Source organism: Winogradskyella sp. J14-2 (assembly GCF_001971725.1).
Taxonomy (GTDB): domain Bacteria; phylum Bacteroidota; class Bacteroidia; order Flavobacteriales; family Flavobacteriaceae; genus Winogradskyella.
In genome coordinates, this window is record NZ_CP019388.1 from 1,885,837 (window position 1) to 1,904,953 (window position 19,117).

The 19,117-nt window shown below is 34.3% G+C and carries 17 protein-coding genes; 9 read left to right on the forward strand and 8 right to left on the reverse strand.

Going from position 1 to position 19,117, the window contains the following annotated elements; translation table 11 throughout:
- Window positions 1-40: 40 nt before the first annotated feature.
- Entirely contained in the window at window positions 41-583 is a 543-nt protein-coding gene (locus BWZ20_RS08600) for a YciI family protein (protein WP_076619059.1), read from the reverse strand.
- A complete protein-coding gene (locus BWZ20_RS08605; protein ID WP_076619062.1) occupies window positions 580-1,056 on the reverse strand; it encodes a CYTH domain-containing protein in 477 nt (158 codons plus the stop codon). The genes BWZ20_RS08600 and BWZ20_RS08605 overlap by 4 nt, the downstream gene beginning before the upstream one ends.
- 30 nt (window positions 1,057-1,086) lie before the next feature.
- On the opposite strand from BWZ20_RS08605, the gene dinB reads away from it, so the two are divergent.
- Together dinB and BWZ20_RS08615 are read left to right on the forward strand one after the other, a co-directional pair.
- Window positions 1,087-2,199, forward strand: coding sequence for a DNA polymerase IV (gene dinB / locus BWZ20_RS08610; protein ID WP_076619064.1), 1,113 nt, complete (start codon window positions 1,087-1,089; stop codon window positions 2,197-2,199).
- A 47-nt stretch (window positions 2,200-2,246) separates the two neighbouring features.
- Window positions 2,247-3,227, forward strand: coding sequence for a PD40 domain-containing protein (locus tag BWZ20_RS08615; RefSeq protein ID WP_076619066.1), 981 nt, complete (start codon window positions 2,247-2,249; stop codon window positions 3,225-3,227).
- Between the two features lie 45 nt (window positions 3,228-3,272).
- Here the strand turns inward: BWZ20_RS08615 and pyk are convergent, their stop codons facing one another.
- From pyk to BWZ20_RS08640, 5 genes are all read right to left on the reverse strand, one after another.
- Window positions 3,273-4,712: a pyruvate kinase gene (gene pyk / locus BWZ20_RS08620; RefSeq protein ID WP_076619068.1), complete on the reverse strand. Its 1,440-nt coding sequence runs from the start codon at window positions 4,710-4,712 to the stop codon at window positions 3,273-3,275.
- Window positions 4,713-4,716: 4 nt separating this feature from the next.
- Complete coding sequence (locus BWZ20_RS08625; RefSeq protein ID WP_076619070.1) at window positions 4,717-5,193, reverse strand: IPExxxVDY family protein; 477 nt, start codon at window positions 5,191-5,193, stop codon at window positions 4,717-4,719.
- Between the two features lie 134 nt (window positions 5,194-5,327).
- A complete protein-coding gene (rnc, locus tag BWZ20_RS08630; protein ID WP_076619073.1) occupies window positions 5,328-6,071 on the reverse strand; it encodes a ribonuclease III in 744 nt (247 codons plus the stop codon).
- Window positions 6,072-6,078: 7 nt separating this feature from the next.
- A complete protein-coding gene (fabF, locus tag BWZ20_RS08635; RefSeq protein ID WP_076619074.1) occupies window positions 6,079-7,329 on the reverse strand; it encodes a beta-ketoacyl-ACP synthase II in 1,251 nt (416 codons plus the stop codon).
- Between the two features lie 12 nt (window positions 7,330-7,341).
- Entirely contained in the window at window positions 7,342-7,575 is a 234-nt protein-coding gene (locus tag BWZ20_RS08640) for an acyl carrier protein (RefSeq protein WP_008269813.1), read from the reverse strand.
- Window positions 7,576-7,758: 183 nt separating this feature from the next.
- Between BWZ20_RS08640 and purN the strand changes: the two genes are divergently transcribed.
- From purN to BWZ20_RS08660, 4 genes are all read left to right on the forward strand, one after another.
- Window positions 7,759-8,325, forward strand: a complete 567-nt coding sequence (gene purN / locus BWZ20_RS08645; protein WP_076619076.1) for a phosphoribosylglycinamide formyltransferase — start codon at window positions 7,759-7,761, stop codon at window positions 8,323-8,325.
- A gap of 70 nt (window positions 8,326-8,395) precedes the next feature.
- Complete coding sequence (locus tag BWZ20_RS08650) at window positions 8,396-9,034, forward strand: viroplasmin family protein (protein WP_076619078.1); 639 nt, start codon at window positions 8,396-8,398, stop codon at window positions 9,032-9,034.
- A gap of 79 nt (window positions 9,035-9,113) precedes the next feature.
- Complete coding sequence (locus tag BWZ20_RS08655) at window positions 9,114-10,040, forward strand: PfkB family carbohydrate kinase (RefSeq protein ID WP_076619081.1); 927 nt, start codon at window positions 9,114-9,116, stop codon at window positions 10,038-10,040.
- 46 nt (window positions 10,041-10,086) lie between these two features.
- Window positions 10,087-11,985 (forward strand): amidophosphoribosyltransferase, encoded by a 1,899-nt coding sequence (locus BWZ20_RS08660; RefSeq protein ID WP_076619083.1) that lies wholly within the window; start codon window positions 10,087-10,089, stop codon window positions 11,983-11,985.
- A gap of 514 nt (window positions 11,986-12,499) precedes the next feature.
- On the opposite strand, the gene BWZ20_RS08665 is transcribed toward BWZ20_RS08660, so the two are convergent.
- Window positions 12,500-13,108, reverse strand: a complete 609-nt coding sequence (locus BWZ20_RS08665) for a superoxide dismutase (protein ID WP_076621310.1) — start codon at window positions 13,106-13,108, stop codon at window positions 12,500-12,502.
- Between the two features lie 113 nt (window positions 13,109-13,221).
- On the opposite strand from BWZ20_RS08665, the gene BWZ20_RS08670 reads away from it, so the two are divergent.
- The 3 genes from BWZ20_RS08670 (at window position 13,222) to BWZ20_RS08680 (ending at window position 19,109) form a co-directional block, all read left to right on the forward strand.
- On the forward strand, window positions 13,222-16,353 hold the full coding sequence (locus tag BWZ20_RS08670) for a UvrD-helicase domain-containing protein (RefSeq protein ID WP_076619085.1): 3,132 nt from the start codon (window positions 13,222-13,224) through the stop codon (window positions 16,351-16,353).
- A 40-nt stretch (window positions 16,354-16,393) separates the two neighbouring features.
- Entirely contained in the window at window positions 16,394-17,587 is a 1,194-nt protein-coding gene (gene kbl / locus BWZ20_RS08675; RefSeq protein WP_076619086.1) for a glycine C-acetyltransferase, read from the forward strand.
- Between the two features lie 124 nt (window positions 17,588-17,711).
- Window positions 17,712-19,109 carry an OmpA family protein gene (locus tag BWZ20_RS08680; RefSeq protein WP_076619088.1) on the forward strand — a complete coding sequence of 466 codons (1,398 nt, stop codon included), beginning with the start codon at window positions 17,712-17,714 and terminating at the stop codon, window positions 19,107-19,109.
- The last annotated feature ends 8 nt before the right edge of the window (window positions 19,110-19,117 follow it).

Here is a 19,117-nt window from a genome sequence, read left to right on the forward strand (position 1 = left end):
ATAAAGTATAAACGCTCTGAGAAATCAGAGCGTTTTTTAGTTATCGCAATGAAAAACCTCTAGCTGCCCACCAAGGATGGACTTCTATAACCAAGCGTCCTGCTTTTACCATTGGGTCGGCATTGGCTAAACTATCTGCCATTTTTAATGTTGGTACATTGTAGATTGTAATTCCTCTTATTTCTCCATCATCTCCAAAAGGACCTGAAATATCTGCGTATCCTAATTCGTACATTTTTCCTAAATGTGCCAAATGTTCACTTTGTAATTGGTTGGCCTCTTCTTCATTTTGGTTTCTAATTGGCCCGCTTTTTAAAAAAGCAATAAAATACTGCTGCATTAAAGTTGTATCCTTGGTCTTTTCATCTACATAATCAAAAACCTCGTAACCCTTGCTTATAAGTTCTGCCTTTAGCTCTGCAACTGATTTTCCTGATTCCTCTTTCAAAGGCTTTGACTCTTCATTTGGCTCCTCAACAATCTCTTGTTCTATAACTGTATCCTTTACTTTACTAGACTCGTTATTATTTTTACATGATGTCAAAAAGCAAATTAACATCACTGTTAATAATAGATTCTTCATTTATTCCAGTTTTTAAATGGTTGTTTACTTAATTGTGAATTGTAGTATCGTATATCGCCTGTGACTTCTTTACCTAACCAATTTGGTTTGTTAAAACCTTCATTTGTGGATTGTAATTCTATCTCGGCAATAACTAAACCTTTATTATCACCAAAAAACTCATCTATTTCAAAAGTATGACAACCAGAATTTACTTCGTATCTCTTTTTTTCAATTACACCTTCTTCACAAAGCAAAAATAGCTGTTCTGCCTCTTGCTTGGTAATTTCAGTTTCCCACTCAAAACGAACCAACCCATCGCCTGAGGATTTTCCTTTTACAGTTAAATATCCGTTATTTTCTTTTAATCTAACTCTAACTGTCCGCTCTTTATGGCTATTTAAAAATCCTTGTTTTATACTATAACTTTTAATGGCTTCTTTTTTAAAATCATTAGAAGTTACTAAAAATTTACGCTCTATTTCTACAGTCATTAAACGGTATTTAATGTCTAAATTTACACTATGCTAAACGATTTACCAATTAGAAAGATAATTCATGTAGATATGGATGCATTTTATGCCTCTGTTGAGCAAATGGATAATGCTGAACTAAAAGGTAAAGCTATTGCTGTAGGCGGTGGCGGAAAACGTGGTGTAATAAGTGCAGCCAGCTACGAAGCCAGAAAATTTGGTGTAAAAAGTGCTATGTCTGGTCGTTTGGCTGAAAAGCTCTGTCCAGAACTTATATTCGTTAGACCGAGATTTGACAGATACAAGGACATCTCTAACCGAATCCGTAAAATATTTTTTGACTACACAGATCTGGTTGAACCTTTGTCGTTAGATGAAGCCTATTTAGACGTCACCGATAACAAAATAGGACTCCCAAGCGCCACTTTAATTGCTCAAAAGATAAGACAGCGTATTTATGACGAAGTGGGCTTAACAGCTTCAGCAGGCATTTCTATAAATAAGTTCATTGCCAAAGTGGCGAGTGATTATAACAAACCTAATGGACAAAAAACGGTAAATCCTGAAGATGTACTACAATTTTTAGAAGATTTAGACATTAGAAAATTTTATGGTGTTGGTAAGGTTACTGCCGAAAAAATGTATCAAAAAGGCATATTTACTGGGAAAGATTTAAAAGCTAAAAGCCTAGAATATTTAGACGAAAACTTTGGAAAATCTGGTCGTTACTACTATTATATTGTCAGAGGTATTCACAATAGCGAAGTAAAACCAAATCGCATTAGAAAATCTTTAGCAGCAGAACGTACTTTTAGTGAGAATCTTTCTTCTGAGATATTTATGCTAGAAAAGTTAGATCTCATCGCAGAAGAAGTTTCTAGGCGATTAGAAAAAAGCAAAGTCGCAGGAAAAACAATAACGCTAAAAATTAAATACAGTGATTTTACTTTACAGACGCGTAGCAAAACACTATCTTATTTTGTGAGTGATAAATCAATAATCCTAGAAACTGCAAGAGAGCTTTTATATCAAGAAAAATTGAATAATTCTGTACGGCTTTTGGGTATTTCGTTATCTAACCTCAATACAGACAAGGACAATCTATCTAAGCAAAATGTTGAGGACAAAAAATCAGTTAGCGTTCAATTAAAGTTCGATTTTTAAAGTGTTCAATTTGTTAAGTTTATAGAACAAAATAATCAATCAAGAAAATGAAAACCTTCTTTCTATCTTTTTTTACACTATTTATTCTTTTTGTGTTTTCGTGTAAAGATACTGAAACAAATAGCCCTGAACCTAAATTACAAAAAACCCAAACTGAAGTGCCAGAAGGAGTGCAACCTTTTGCAGAATATATATTCTCTAAATATAGCAATGTAAGGGACTTTACCATAACAGCAGATGAAACTGAAGCCTATTTCACATTGCAAAGTCCTGCCAGAGAACTATCTGTAATTATGAAAATTAAAAAAGAGAATGATGTTTGGCAACAACCAGAAATTACTAGCTTCTCAGGAAAATTTACCGACTTAGAACCCTTCTTGTCCCCTGATAATTTAAAACTCTATTTTGTATCTAATCGTCCTGTTTCAAAAGACAGTACAAACACCAAGGATATGGATATTTGGTATGTGGAACGTGTAGCAAAAACTGATGTTTGGTCTAAACCTAAAAATATTGGATCACCTATCAATACAAAAGCTGACGAATTTTATCCATCGGTTGCCAGTAATGGAAATCTATACTTCACTACTATTAAAAAAGAACTGAAATCCGAAGATGATATTTTTATGAGCAGGTGGGAAAACAACACCTACTCAGAACCTGTAATTCTTGGAGAAGGAGTAAACACAATAGGCGCTGAGTACAATGCCTTTGTTGCACCTGATGAATCTTACTTAATTTTTGGTGGTTGGCGACGTCCTGACGGTTTGGGATCAGGCGATATGTACATTAGTAGATATATTAACGGAAAATGGACTGCTGCTGTAAATCTTGGTGAGAGCATTAACTCCAAAGATATGGAGTTTTGCCCTTTTGTAAATGATAGTACTTTATATTTTACAAGTCGTAGAAGCAATGTAAGCTCTAAAGAAGATGGCTTTACCAATACTGAAGAATTACTTACTGAAATTAATAAATATGATAATGGTTTTAGTAGGATTTATAAAACAAATTTTAATTACCGTTAAGTTTTTGAAAATCTCAACGGTAATTAAAATTTATAATTAAAGCTGTTAAAAACTACAACTCTCAATCTCAGTAACACGAAGTGTATTCACCATGCCTCTCTCTTTAATAGGCATAGCCGCTAAGCTAATTAACATATCGCCCACTTCTAGATAGCCTTTTTTGCAAGCTATAGCATTTACATCTTCAATGGTTTCGTCTGTACTTACATACTTATCGTAGTAGAATGCCTTAACACCCCAAAGCAAACTTAATTGAGAAAGAATTCTCTTATTAGAAGTAAAAACTAAAATATGTGCTTGAGGTCTCCATGCAGAAATTTGAAAAGCAGTATAACCACTATTTGTTAGGGTTGAAATGGCTTTTGCATTAATTTCGTTAGCCATATTAGCTGCATGATAACAGATAGACTTGGTAATATAACGCTTGGTGCGAATATGAGGAGGAGATTGAGGTACTTCAATTAAAGGTGAGTCTTCTACACTTTTAATAATATTAGACATCTGACGTATTACCTGGACAGGGTATTGGCCCACAGAGGTCTCACCAGAAAGCATAACAGCGTCAGCACCATCCATTACAGAGTTGGCAACATCGTTAACCTCTGCACGCGTTGGCGTAAGGCTTGAGATCATTGTTTCCATCATCTGTGTCGCAATAATTACTGGAATTCTGGCTCGCTTAGCTCTAAGCACCAATTGTTTTTGTATTAATGGTACCTCTTCAGCAGGAATCTCTACTCCTAAGTCTCCACGAGCTACCATTAACCCATCGCAATAGGCTACAATTTTGTCGATATTTTCAACGGCCTCTGGCTTTTCAATCTTAGCTATGATTGGTATTTTATGACTACTATGTGCTTTAATTAACTCTTCCAGCTCCATTAAATCTTCTGCATGGCGCACAAAAGACAGTGCTATCCAATCTACTTCTTGACTAATAGCAAAAACGGCATCTTCAATATCTTTTTCGGTTAAGGCTGGTTGTGATATATTGGTATTAGGTAAATTAACACCTTTTTTAGATTTTAAAGGACCGCCTTGTATTACCTTGGCTGTAACCTCTTTCTTACCATCTGTTGATACAACTTCAAAGATTAGTTTTCCGTCATCTAATAGGATACGTTCGCCTGGTTTAGCGTCTTGAGGAAATTTATCGTAGGTCATGTAAACGCGCTCTTTTGTGCCTTCGAAGCGCTTTCCTGTTGCAAAAATAATTTGGTCACCTTCATTAACAATAACTTCGCCCTTCATGGTGCCTACTCTTAGTTTAGGCCCTTGTAAATCTGCTAATATTGCGGCATTATAGCCAAACTCTTCATTGAGTTCGCGAATCATTTTTATGCGCTCTTTTACATCGTCATAATTGGCATGAGAAAAGTTAATTCTAAATACATTTGCACCTTCTTCAAGCATTGCTTTTAAAGTTGCTTTATTACTTGTTGCTGGGCCTAATGTGGCTACTATTTTAGTTTTTTTGTTTGGCATCAATTCAAAAAATTAAATGGTCTTTAGATTTTAATTTTGTCGGATTAACCGAATAACTAGTTATAATCTGTGGAATATTTTGAAGTTTGTGTAATATTTGCTTTTCGTTTACATTCTGAATTTCGTCAGAAATCTTAATAAAATAATCTACCTTTTTATATTCTGGGACAAGATTGAATGTCTTTAATACTTTTTGGTGAGTTTGAAATAAGCCAGTGCTATACAAACTATCTTCTTCCTTTTTACAAACATTAGATACTAAGTTCCAAGTAACATATTGCGAAACATTATTCCACTCAAAAATACTGTACGAAGATTTTAAATATTCCATGTCTAAATCTTCTGTTTTTCGCTGTAGTCTAAGGTCTAAACTTTGGTTAAGTAGATAGGCTAAACGATAATCTTCTAACCCACAATGTATAGCAATGAGTTTGTAGGTATCGTCATAAAAATCATCGACCAAAAGTTTATGCAACGCCATACAGTTATAACTTTAAAAGGTAAATATAGCACAATATTAGGATGATAATGTCAACTTTTGGTTAATCTTAACCCTTAAAATCTACGAAAACGATGTAGATTTAGCTTTACTTATTCATCATTGCATATAATGGGTTATATAAGTTTTGTAATCTGTTTTTGGAATGCAAAGAAAGCACGTTTAGAAGCCTTTTCTTCTGCTTTTTTCTTTGATGTTGCCCTAGCCTTAGATACGACTTTATCGTTGATACTAAGCTTTACAGAGAAGTGTTTTAATTCATCATTGCCTGTATCTTCATAGACCTCATAATCAAAAGTGTTTTTCTCTTTCTGACACCATTCTATTAGCAAGCTTTTGTAGCTAATAACTTTACCCTCTAAAGTTTCTATATCTACATGTGGATTAATAACCCGGTGATATAAAAATTTTTCGCAAGCTTTATAACCTCTATCCAGATAAATGGCTCCTACCAATGCTTCAAAGAGATTACCATGAATGTTATTACCAAAATTAGATTTTGGTATCCTGCTCTGCACTAAATCAATAAGATTTAACTCTTTACCTAATTCATTAAGATGCTCTCTACTTACTACTTTAGAGCGCATTTTGGTAAGGTAACCTTCATCTCCATGTGGAACCTGATCATAAAGATATGCTGCAATAACCGAACTTATCATGGCATCACCAACAAATTCTAGACGTTCGTAATTAATAGGATTGCCTTTATTATCCTTAATATTCATCGAACGATGTGTGAAGGCCTTAATGTATAAATTTTGGGATTTTGGCTTAAAACCAAGAATATCTTTGAGTTTTAAAAAAAAATTCCCGTCATCGAATGAACGGGAATTTTTTAATATGTTACGAATGAAACTCATTCGGGATTTAGTCTAATTTTTTAAATAATACACAAGCGTTATGACCGCCAAATCCAAATGTATTACTCATTGCTATTTTAATATCTCGTTTCTGAGCTTTATTGAGCGTTAAATTTAATTCTGGATCTATGTTTTCATCTACTGTTTCATGGTTAATTGTTGGAGGTATAATACCATTTTCTAGTGCTAATATAGAGGCAATAGCTTCTATTGCACCAGCAGCACCCAACAAATGACCCGTCATAGACTTAGTAGAATTAATATTAATGTTCTTAGCATGGTCTCCAAACACTTCTGATATAGCTTTTAATTCGGCAACATCTCCTAATGGTGTGGATGTTCCGTGTGTATTAATATGATCTACATCTTCGGGTTTTAAACCTGCATTTTCTAAACAGTTTTTCATTACCGCAACAACACCAATTCCTTCAGGATGTGGCGCTGTCATATGATACGCATCAGAAGATAAACCTCCACCTACAACTTCTGCGTAGATTTTAGCTCCTCTTGCTTTTGCATGCTCGTACTCTTCTAAAACAATAGAACCTGCTCCTTCACCTAATACAAAACCATCTCGATTTGCATCGAAAGGTCTTGAGGCTGTTTCAGGACTATCATTTCTAGTACTCATAGCATGCATAGCGTTAAATCCTCCCATACCAGCAATAGTTACTGCTGCTTCACTACCACCTGTAATTACAACATCACAATGACCCAAACGTATAGTGTTAAGAGCATCAATCATTGAATTGGCAGAAGAGGCACAAGCAGATACCGTTGTATAGTTAGGACCCATAAAACCATATTTAATAGATATGTTTCCTGGCGCTATGTCTGCAATCATTTTTGGAATGAAACGAGGACTAAATCGAGGTGTACCGTCACCAGCAGCATAGTTAAGCACTTCTTCTTGAAATGTTTCTAAGCCACCTATACCAGCACCCCAAATTACTCCTACTCTGTATTTATTTATCGCGTCCAAATCTAATTTCGAATCTGCAATTGCTTCATCTGAAGCTACCATGGCATATTGCGAAAATTTATCCATTTGACGCGCTAACTTTCTATCAATAAAGTCAGTAACTTCAAAGTTTTTTACTTCACAAGCGAATTGCGTTTTGAACTTCTCAGCATCAAAATGCGTGATTGGGGCAGCACCACTTTTTCCATTAACAAGACCATTCCAATATTCATCTTTGGTATTGCCAATAGGTGTAAGTGCACCTAGACCAGTAACTACTACTCGCTTTAATTCCATAAAAATAAAGTCTTATTTTGCTTCTTCTATATAAGAGATAGCTTGACCAACTGTTGCAATGTTTTCAGCTTGATCGTCTGGGATTTGAATATCAAATTCTTTTTCAAATTCCATGATTAATTCTACAGTATCTAATGAATCTGCACCTAAGTCGTTAGTGAAGCTTGCTTCAGTTACAACTTCGTTTTCATCAACACCTAATTTGTCTACGATAATCGCTTTTACTCTTGATGCAATGTCTGACATAATCTTTTAATTTTAAGTTTTAATTAGACCGCAAAAATAAAAAACTTTATTTTAAAAATCATCTTTACCGATAAAATGTGCATCTTAATGCCAAAAATCTGTATAAGTATTTCGGTTTTGCGCCTAATTGTTAATTATTATTCTTTTTTTTGTTCTGAATAATAGCCCATTGATAGCCAATTTATGAAACGTATTGTAATTTTTGCGTCCGGAAGCGGATCTAATGCTGAAAATTTAATTAAGTTTTTTCAAAACAGCGATAATGCATCTGTTATTCAGGTACTGACTAACAATCCTCATGCCAAAGTACTAGATCGATGTAAAAGACTAAATGTTAGTGCTTTATCATTCAACAGAATAGCTTTCAGCAAGTCTGAAGATGTTCTAAATATTTTAAAATCATCACAACCAGATTTAATTGTGCTAGCTGGTTTCCTTTGGAAATTCCCTGAATTTATTCTCAAAGAATTTGAAAATAAAGTTATAAATATTCATCCTGCTTTGCTGCCTAAATATGGAGGAAAAGGCATGTATGGTATGCATGTACACAATACTGTTGTGGAAAATAAAGAAACTAAAACTGGTATAACCATTCATTATGTAAATGAAAATTATGATGAAGGAGCTATTATTTTTCAGGCTAAATGTGATATAAAAGCATCAGATACAGCAGAAGATGTTGCTGCTAAAATCCATGAATTAGAGATGGAGCATTTTCCGAAGGTGGTTGAGAAATTACTGGGCACTTAGGCTCTCGAAGTGACAACTAAATGAAATTCTTTGGTGGCTTCCAGAACCTCAGCCACCATTTAAAATATAAATGTCCAAAAAAAAGAAATATTACACGGTTTGGAAAGGTCATAAAACTGGTATTTTTGACTCTTGGGATGCTTGCAAAGCTCAAATCAAAGATTTTAAAGGGGCTCAGTATAAATCATTCGCCACTTTTGAAGCTGCAAAAAAAGCTTTTAAAGATGGACCAAAAGACTACATTGGGAAATCCAAAAGTTTTAAAAGCGAACTTTCTGATGAACAACTTAAAAAAATAGGGCAACCCAACTATAATTCCATTTCTGTTGATGCTGCGTCTTCTGGCAATCCTGGTAAAATGGAATATCGTGGTGTAGATACCAAAACAAAAAAACAACTCTTTATACAAGGTCCTTTTGAAGAAGGCACTAATAACATTGGCGAATTTTTAGCCATTGTTCACGGATTGGCATTTTTAAAACAACATAATAGCGACCGTATTATTTACACAGACTCTAAAACCGCCATGAGTTGGGTACGAAAAAAAATGTGTAACTCTAAGTTAGAGCGTAACGCCAAAAACAAACCTGTTTTTGATTTGGTAGACAGAGCTGTAAAGTGGCTAAAAACAAATGACTATTCAACAACCATAGTAAAATGGGAAACCAAAGCTTGGGGAGAAATTCCTGCTGATTTTGGTCGGAAATAATTAAATTTAGATGTTACATTGTATGTTTCACCAGCAATATATTTTATGTACTTTTGCACGGTAATTCAAACTTACTTTAATGGGTAAATTAGTAATTGTCGGAACCGTAGCTTTTGATGCTATTGAAACACCTTTTGGTAAAACCGATAAAATCCTTGGTGGAGCTGGTACATTTATCGGTCTAGCTGCTTCAAATTTTAATGTAGATTCTGCTGTTGTTTCAGTAGTTGGTGGAGATTTTCCTCAAGACTATTTAGACCTCTTGGCTAATAAGAATATTGATGTATCTGGTATAGAAATTGTAAAAGATGGTAAAACGTTCTTTTGGAGTGGCAGATACCATAATGACATGAACTCAAGGGACACTTTAGTTACTGAGCTAAATGTACTTGCTGATTTTGAACCAAAAGTTCCTGAAAGTTACAAAGATGCCGAAGTGGTTATGCTAGGGAATTTACACCCATTAACCCAAATGAGTGTGTTAAACCAAATGACAACCAAGCCTAAAATGGTAATTTTAGACACCATGAACTTTTGGATGGACTGTGCGCTAGAAGATTTACACAACACTATCAAGCACGTTGATGTCATTACCATTAATGACGAAGAGGCCAGACAGCTAACAGGTGAGTATTCATTGGTAGTTGCCGCAAGAAAAATTCATGAAATGGGACCAAGGTATGTAGTTATTAAGAAAGGTGAACATGGAGCCTTATTATTTGATGATGACAGCGTATTCTATGCGCCAGCATTACCATTAGAAGAAGTGTTTGACCCAACAGGTGCTGGTGATACCTTTGCTGGCGGTTTTGCAGGTTATTTGGCGAAAACTGAAGATTACTCTTTTGAAAATTTAAAAACAGCCGTAATTTACGGCTCTACCTTGGCTTCGTTTTGTGTTGAAAAATTTGGCACAAAGCGAATGGAAAATTTAAAAACTGAAGAAGTGCATAAACGTTTAGACCAATTTAAAAGTCTAACACAATTTGATATAGAATTAACTTAAAAAAACCAACGCGCTTAATGTTTAGCGCGTTTTTTTATTACACAATATGAGTGATGCTTTAAAACACGAGTGCGGTATTGCACTCATTAGGCTTTTAAAACCATTAGAATATTACAAAGAAAAATATGGTAGTGCATTTTATGGCGTAAATAAAATGTACTTAATGATGGAGAAACAGCACAATCGTGGACAAGATGGTGCTGGATTTGCAAGTATTAAATTAGATACCAAGCCAGGAGAGCGTTACATAAGCAGGGTACGATCTATAGCTCAGCAGCCTATTCAGGACATTTTTTCTCAAATTAACGATCGTGTTAACAAAGAAATGGCTGAGCACCCTGAATATAAAGATAACGTTGACTTACAAAAAAAGAACATTCCTTACATAGGTGAAGTACTGCTTGGACATGTACGCTATGGTACCTTTGGAAAAAATAGTGTAGAAAGTGTTCATCCGTTTTTAAGACAAAATAATTGGATGCACAGAAACCTTATTGTTGCAGGTAATTTTAACATGACCAATGTTAATGAACTCTTTAACAATCTAGTAGATATTGGTCAGCACCCAAAAGAAAAGGCAGACACCATAACTGTTATGGAAAAAATAGGTCATTTCTTAGACGATGCAGTTAGCAAAATCTACAAAGACCTAAAAAAAGAAGGCTATTCTAAAATTGAATGTTCACCACTTATTGCAGAGCGTTTAAAACTTAGTAAAATTTTAAAACGTGCTGCTAAAAATTGGGATGGTGGTTATGCTATGGCAGGTTTATTAGGCCACGGTGATTCTTTTGTGCTTAGAGATCCTGCGGGTATAAGGCCTGCTTATTATTATAAAGATGACGAAGTAGTTGTTGTAGCTTCAGAAAGGCCTGTAATACAAACTGTATTTAACGTTGCTTTTGATGATGTTAAAGAGTTAGATCCAGGACATGCCATTATCACTAAAAAATCTGGTGACATTAGAATTAAGAAAATATTAGAACCTCTAGAGCGTAAGGCATGTTCCTTTGAGCGTATTTATTTTTCGAGAGGAAGCGATGCAGAAATTTATGAAGAACGAAAAGAACTAGGAAGACTCTTAATGCCAAAAGTTCTTGAAGCTATTGATAATGACACAAAAAACACTGTTTTTTCGTTTATACCCAATACTGCAGAAACGTCCTTTTTTGGAATGATTGACACGGTTGAAGAACACCTAAATCATAAAAAAACAGAAGCCATACTTAAAGGGCAGAGAGAATTATCTGCTCAAAAGGTTGAAGAGATTTTATCAGAAAGACCACGAATTGAAAAAATTGCGATTAAGGATGTTAAGCTCAGAACGTTTATAACAGAAGATAGCAGCAGAGATGATTTAGTAGCCCATGTTTACGACGTAACTTATGGTGTAATAAAACCATCTGATAATCTCGTTATTATAGACGATAGCATTGTAAGAGGCACAACATTAAAGAAAAGTATTATAAAAATGATGGATAGGCTACGACCAAAGAAAATAATTGTTGTGTCATCCGCACCGCAAATTCGATATCCTGATTGTTATGGTATAGACATGGCCAATCTAGAAAGCTTGGTAGCATTTAGAGCTGCGCTAGAATTATTAAAGGATAATAATCAATATCACATTGTTGAAGAAGTCTATGAAAAGTGCTTAAAGCAAGTGGATCTTAAAGATAAAAATGTTGTTAACTATGTTAAAGAGATTTATGATGGTTTTACAGACGAACAAATATCAGACAAAATTTCTGAGCTGTTGAGTGATGATTCTGTTAACGCAGAAGTTAAAATCATCTTTCAACCTGTTGAAAACCTCCATAAAGCATGCCCAAAAAATTTAGGTGATTGGTATTTTACCGGTAATTATCCAACTGATGGTGGCAACAGAGTAGTTAACAGAGCTTTTATAAATTTCTATGAAGGCAATAATGAGCGTGCTTACTAATAATCACGTAAATTTAGCTTTTAATCCGAAAAAATATGTATTTAATCGATGAAAATTGCTTTTTGTCTAATATTTACCGCTATTTTAACAAATTAAAATTACATTGGCTTCACCATAACATAAGTAGGTTAAGTTCATGGTAGATTTGGGGCAAAAAAAGGTGAACACTGTTCACCTTTTTTTATGGATTTTTATTAAAGTAATACTTTAGCTTATTTAGCATAAACAAAGTGTTACTTTTAAACTTAATTTTACTTTAAACACAGAGTATCCACGCTTAGACTAATATATAGGTCGTTTGTCCGAAAAATTTAAATATTAAATTATTGTAAACTTATATTTGACTCACCATAACATAAGTAGGTTAAGTTTATGGTAGATTTGGGGCAAAAAAGGTGAACTCTCTGTTCACCTTTTTTCATTTATAACTGTTACATGACTTTTAATTTCAAAACTTAAATCATAAAAAAGCCAGACTGGTTTGTCTGGCTCAAACAATATATTTAACTATTTCTTATTTAGCCTCAGCGTAGCGACGCTCAACTTCATTCCAGTTAATGACCTTAAAAAAAGCGTCGATATAATCTGGTCTTCTGTTTTGATAGTTTAAGTAGTAGGCATGCTCCCAAACATCTAATCCTAAAATTGGTGTGCCACCGCAACTAACGCCTGGCATTAGTGGATTGTCTTGATTTGGAGTAGAGCAAACCTCAACCTTACCGCCTTTGTGTACGCACAACCAAGCCCAACCTGAACCAAATTGTGTAGCTGCAGCTTTTGAAAAAGCTTCAATAAAGGCATCTTTAGAACCAAATTCTGCTTCAATAGCATCTTTTAATTCTCCAGATAAATAACCTCTATCTTCAGGATTCATTACATCCCAAAATAAAGAGTGGTTATAAAAACCACCGCCATTATTTCTTACACCACTGTTATCCATATCTAGATTAGTCAAGATATCTTCAATAGATTTTCCTTCTAGATCAGTACCTTCAATGGCAGCATTTAACTTTGTTGTGTAACCATTGTGATGTTTAGTATGATGGATTTCCATTGTACGTGCATCAATATGTGGTTCTAGTGCATCATATGCATATTTTAATTTTGGTAATTCAAAAGCCATAGTGTGTATGTTTTTTAGTGTTAGTATTTCAATTTTACCAAATTTACAATTTTGAAAACAAGAAGTTCTAAATAAATTATTAAGATTCCCTATTTTGGTATAAAATTTATCTTTTGCATAACTCAAACTTTAAAATATACAACGCATCAGCAGGCAGCGGTAAAACCTTTACCCTAGCAAAGACCTATATTAAAATTCTTGTTAATTCAAAAAACAACGAACAGTTTAAGTCTATTCTAGCTATAACATTTACCAACAAGGCTGTTGGTGAAATGAAAGAGCGCATTATTGCAATGCTTAAGTTATTCTCTCAAGATGAGCATTTAATTAAGCCTCACCCAATGTTTAGGGCTATCTGCGAAGAACTATCAATTACCGCAGAGTTTCTTAAAATAAGATCTAAAAATATATTAAAATCTATAATGCACAATTATGGAGGTTTTGATATTTCAACGATTGATGGTTTTACACATAGAGTTATAAGAACTTTTGCCCACGATTTAAAACTCCCTGTTAATTTCGAAGTAGAATTAGACCAAGAAAGGCTTCTCAACGAGGCCGTGGATAATTTAATTTCTAGAGCAGGAGACAGCGAAATATTAACCCAAACATTAGTTGATTTTGCTATTGAAAAAGCAGATAACGATAAAAGTTGGGATATTAGTTACGACTTTAATAACATAGCAAAGCTCTTAGTAAACGAAAATGATATTGCAGCAGTTGAGACCTTTAAGCACAAAACCATTGAAGACTTTAAAGTTCTAAAAACTATCTTAGTAAAAGACATTGCAGAAATTGAAAAAGACATTATTGCATTTGCAGGTGAAGCATTAACTCTGATTGAAGAAAGCGGCTTACAGTTTGATGATTTTAATAGAAAATCGCTGCCCAATCACTTTTACAACTTATCGCAGGGCAATTATGATGTTTCCTTTAATTCATTATGGCAAAACGATTTAGTTGCAAGCGGTACGCTTTACCCAAAACGTGTTACCGATACCATAGCTAGCACCATAGAGAGTATTCAACCAAACTTATCCGAGGTATTTTTAAAAACTAAAGCTTTAATTTTTGAGCTTAAACTTAAACAAGGGTTTTATAAAAATATTACACCGCTTTCCGTATTAACCGTTATTCAAAAAGAGTTAAATCTTTTAAAAGAGGAGCAAAATAAAATGCTTATCTCAGAATTTAATAAGATTATAAGCAACGAAATTAAAGGCCAACCAACACCATTTATTTACGAACGTTTAGGTGAAAAGTTTAAGCACTATTTTATTGATGAGTTTCAAGATACCTCAAAAATGCAATGGGAAAATCTGGTGCCATTGCTAGATAGCGCACTTTCAACCTCAATAGGCTCAACTATGCTTGTTGGAGATGCCAAACAAGCCATTTACAGATGGCGAGGTGGTGAGCCAGAACAGTTTATTAACCTCTACAATAAATTGACCAATCCATTTCAGATTGAAGCAGAAGTGCTAAACTTAGATACCAATTACAGAAGTGCTAAAGAAATTATAAATTTTAATAATAGTTTTTTTGAGTTTTTAGGTGAACATTACTTTAACGATAGTAGATACGCTGAGTTATATTTAAATTCTAAACAAAAACCCTCTTTAGAGACCGAAGGGTTTGTAAGTATTGAGTTTCTAGATATTTCTAAAGACGATAACCCTACTGAATTATATACCAACAGTGTTTTTAAAACCATTAAGCAATGTCTTAAAAATGGTTTTAATCCAGATGATATTTGTATCATAGTAAGAAAACGAAAAGAAGGTGTTGAGATTGCAAAATTTCTTAGTGAAAAAGGAATTAAAATAACATCTTCTGAAACTCTGTTATTAAAAAACTCCGATAAGGTTCAGTTTATTAATTCATTCTTAAAACTACTGCTTCAAACAGATAATGATAACTTAAAAATTGAAGTTCTAACCTTCATTGCAAGCCAAAACAATGTAGAAGATATACATGCTTTTTACCATTTATATTTAACTCTTGGTTTTGATAAAATGCTCAAAAGTCTTGAGAACCTAAACATCTTTTTAAATAAAAAAACACTTTTACAATTGCCTTTATATGAGCTTGTTGAAGAATTAATTAGAGCTTTTAAACTCCATAATACATCCGATGCGTTTATTCAATTTTACTTAGATATTGTTTTAGAGTTTACTCAGCAACAAAACGCGGATTTATCATCGTTTATTGATTATTTTGAAAGGAGAAAAGACAGTCTCAGCGTTATTTCTCCCCAAAATAATAATGCGGTGCAGATAATGACCATTCACAAGTCTAAAGGTTTAGAGTTTCCTATAGTTATTTTTCCCTTTGCAGACCTCAATATCTACAAAGAAATAGACCCTAAAGTTTGGTTCCCGGTTAAAAAAAACAAGTATCAAGGATTCGACACATTGTTACTTAATTACAATAGTGATGTTGAACACTTTGGTGAAGTTGGCAACCACCTTTACAAACTTAAAAGGTCTCAATTAGAGTTAGACAATATTAATCTTCTCTACGTAACATTAACAAGAGCTGTAGAGCAATTATTTATTATTGCCAAAAGAGATATAAACTCTAAAGGCGTAGTCAATGACAAAACATATGCTGGTATGTTTATCTCCTATTTACAAAAAAAGGAGTTATGGTTAGACCATACACTTACGTATAGTTTTGGCAATTCAAAAAGCATAAACCAAAAAACAGAAGTACACACCAATTCTAATACAATCAACCTTATCTCCGTTTCTAAAGAAGATCATAACTTAAGAATAATTACAAAAGCTAGTCAACTCTGGGATACCAAACAAGGAAAAGCTATAGAACGAGGCAATTTGGTTCATCTTTTACTATCTAAAATTGTTACAAAAGAAGATATTGATTTTGCTATAGACGATTTGATAGCCTCTGGAGACATTTCAACATCAGATAAAGAAGCGCTTAGAACAATTATACTAGAGGTTACAGAACATCCAAAAATCAAATTATACTTTAATAACATCCATAGAGTTTATAACGAAAGAGATATCGTAACACCAACAAGTCAGCTACTGCGACCTGACCGACTTAATATCAATCAAAAAAATGAAGTTACAATCATTGATTACAAAACAGGTGAGCAAAAAATATCTCATAGCACTCAACTTAACTCCTACACTTCTATTCTAAACACAATGGGCTATGTTGTAACAAATAAAATTCTTGTTTACATAAATGAACGTGTTGAAGTCATTGAAGTCTAATTTCAAGATAGTATCTTTGCTAAACAACAAAACAAAAAATATGTACGGAAATATTAAAGCACATTTGCAACAAGAAATTGAAACTATTAAAGACGCTGGCCTCTATAAAGAAGAACGAATTATTACTTCTCCACAAGGTGCAGAAATTACATTAAACACGGGTAAAAAAGTTCTTAACTTTTGTGCAAACAACTACCTTGGTCTTTCCTCACATCCTGAAGTTGTAAAAGCTGCACAAAACACTTTAGACACCCATGGCTTCGGTATGTCGTCTGTGCGTTTTATTTGCGGTACACAAGATATCCATAAAGAATTGGAGCAAAAAATCGCCGATTTTTATGGCACTGAAGATACTATTCTATATGCGGCAGCTTTTGACGCTAATGGTGGAGTTTTTGAGCCTCTACTAACTGCTGAGGATGCCATAATTTCAGACGCTTTAAACCATGCCTCTATCATAGACGGTGTTAGACTTTGCAAAGCCGCAAGATACCGTTACAAAAATAATGATATGGCAGATCTAGAAAAGCAACTTATCTCTGCAAATCAAAATGGTGCTCGATTTAAGCTTATTGTTACCGATGGTGTATTTTCTATGGATGGCCTATTAGCTCCGTTAGATAAGATTTGTGACCTGGCCGATAAATACGATGCTATGGTAATGATAGATGAGTGCCATGCAACAGGATTTATTGGCGAAACCGGAATTGGCACTCTTGAAGAAAAGGGAGTCTTAGGCAGAATTGATATTATTACCGGAACACTAGGAAAAGCCTTAGGCGGTGCAATGGGAGGTTATACAACCGCCAAAAAAGAAATCATTGAAATTTTACGTCAGCGCTCGCGTCCGTATTTGTTTTCAAACTCTTTAGCGCCTGCTATTGTTGGTGCTTCAATTAAAGTTTTTGACATGCTTAAAAATGATACAACGCTGAGAGATAAAGTGGATTGGAATACTAAATATTTCAAAAAAGGCATGAAAGAAGCTGGTTTTGATATCATTGATGGAGACTCTGCAATAGTTCCTGTTATGCTTTACGATGCAAAACTGTCTCAGACCATGGCCAATATGCTACTAGAAAAGGGCGTTTATGTTATAGGTTTCTTCTATCCTGTGGTACCTAAAGAAAAAGCAAGAATTCGTGTTCAACTCTCTGCCGCTCATACTAAAGAACAACTAGATAAAGCCATAAACGCTTTTATCGCTGTAGGAGAAAAGCTCGAAATTATTTAAAATCGTTACAAACTCTTTATTTTAGGGCATTGTAACAATATTTTTATATATTTGTCTTTGTTAATAATATTTAACAACTTACATTTGCCAACAATTAACACTTAAAATTAAAATTAATTAGAATATGAAAAATCTTAGCAGATTACTTTTTGTTGTAGTGCTTCTTATGAGTTTCAGTACTACTTTTGCTCAAGACAAAAACAACCCATGGGCATTTACAATTGGTGCTAACGCCGTTGACTTATATCCTGTTGGAGAGAATGCGCCTCAAGGAGACTATTTTGACGAGTACTTCAACGTAACAGATCATTGGAATATTTTCCCTTCTTTATCAACACTATCGGTTTCTAGATACCTTAGTGACGGGTTTACTTTCACTGCTACAGGATCATTGAATAGAATTGACAAAGTAGGCTCTGTTGACGACCCAATGGGTGGTGAGTCAACAATAGCAAGAGTTGATGATTTAACTTACTACGCTTTAGATGGTAGAGTATCTTACAGCTTTATGAATCTTATCAACTCAAAATCTATTGATCCATACCTTGGTGTTGGTGGTGGTTATACTTGGGTAGACAATATAGGTGCTGGCACATTAAACGGTTCTTTAGGTTTCCGTTACTGGTTTTCTGAAAAGATTGGTGTTGACGTAAATTCTACGTACAAGCACGCTTTCGAAGATTATTTACCAAAACATTTTCAACATTCAGTTGGTTTAGTGCTTAAGTTTGGTGGTACAGACTCAGACGGTGATGGTATTTACGACCAAGACGATGCTTGTCCTGAAGAAGCTGGTCTAGAAATTTTTAACGGTTGTCCAGATTCTGATAATGATGGTATCCAAGACTCTAAAGATGATTGTCCAAATACAGCTGGTTTAGCTGAATTTAATGGTTGCCCAGATAGCGATGGAGATGGTGTAATGGATAAGGATGATAAATGTCCTTCTGTTGCTGGTCTTAAATCTTTAATGGGTTGCCCTGATGCAGACGGTGATGGTGTTGCTGATGGTGATGATAACTGTCCAAACGAAGCTGGTCCTGCAGCAAATAATGGTTGCCCTTGGCCAGATACTGATGGCGATGGTATCTTAGACAAAGACGATAAGTGTCCTAACGAAGCTGGTGTAGCTGCAAACAATGGTTGTCCAGAAGTTAAGCCAACAGAAGAAGTAATGGAAACATTAAATAGCTATTCAAGATCTATATTATTCAACGTAGGAAAGGCTTCTTTTAAACAAGAAACAGACCAAGTATTACAAGCAATGGTAGCAATCTTTAAACAATATCCTCAAGCTAGCTTTGCCATAGAAGGACATACAGATAGCTCTGGTTCTGCGTCTATGAATCAAGCACTTTCTGAAAGAAGAGCAAATGCAGTTAGAGATTACTTAATAGCAAACGGAATTAATGCAGATAGATTAACTGCAAAAGGTTATGGAGAAGATAACCCTATCGCTACTAACAAAACTAGAGCTGGTAGAGCAGAGAACAGACGTGTTGAAGTTAAATTGAAAAACTAAAATATATA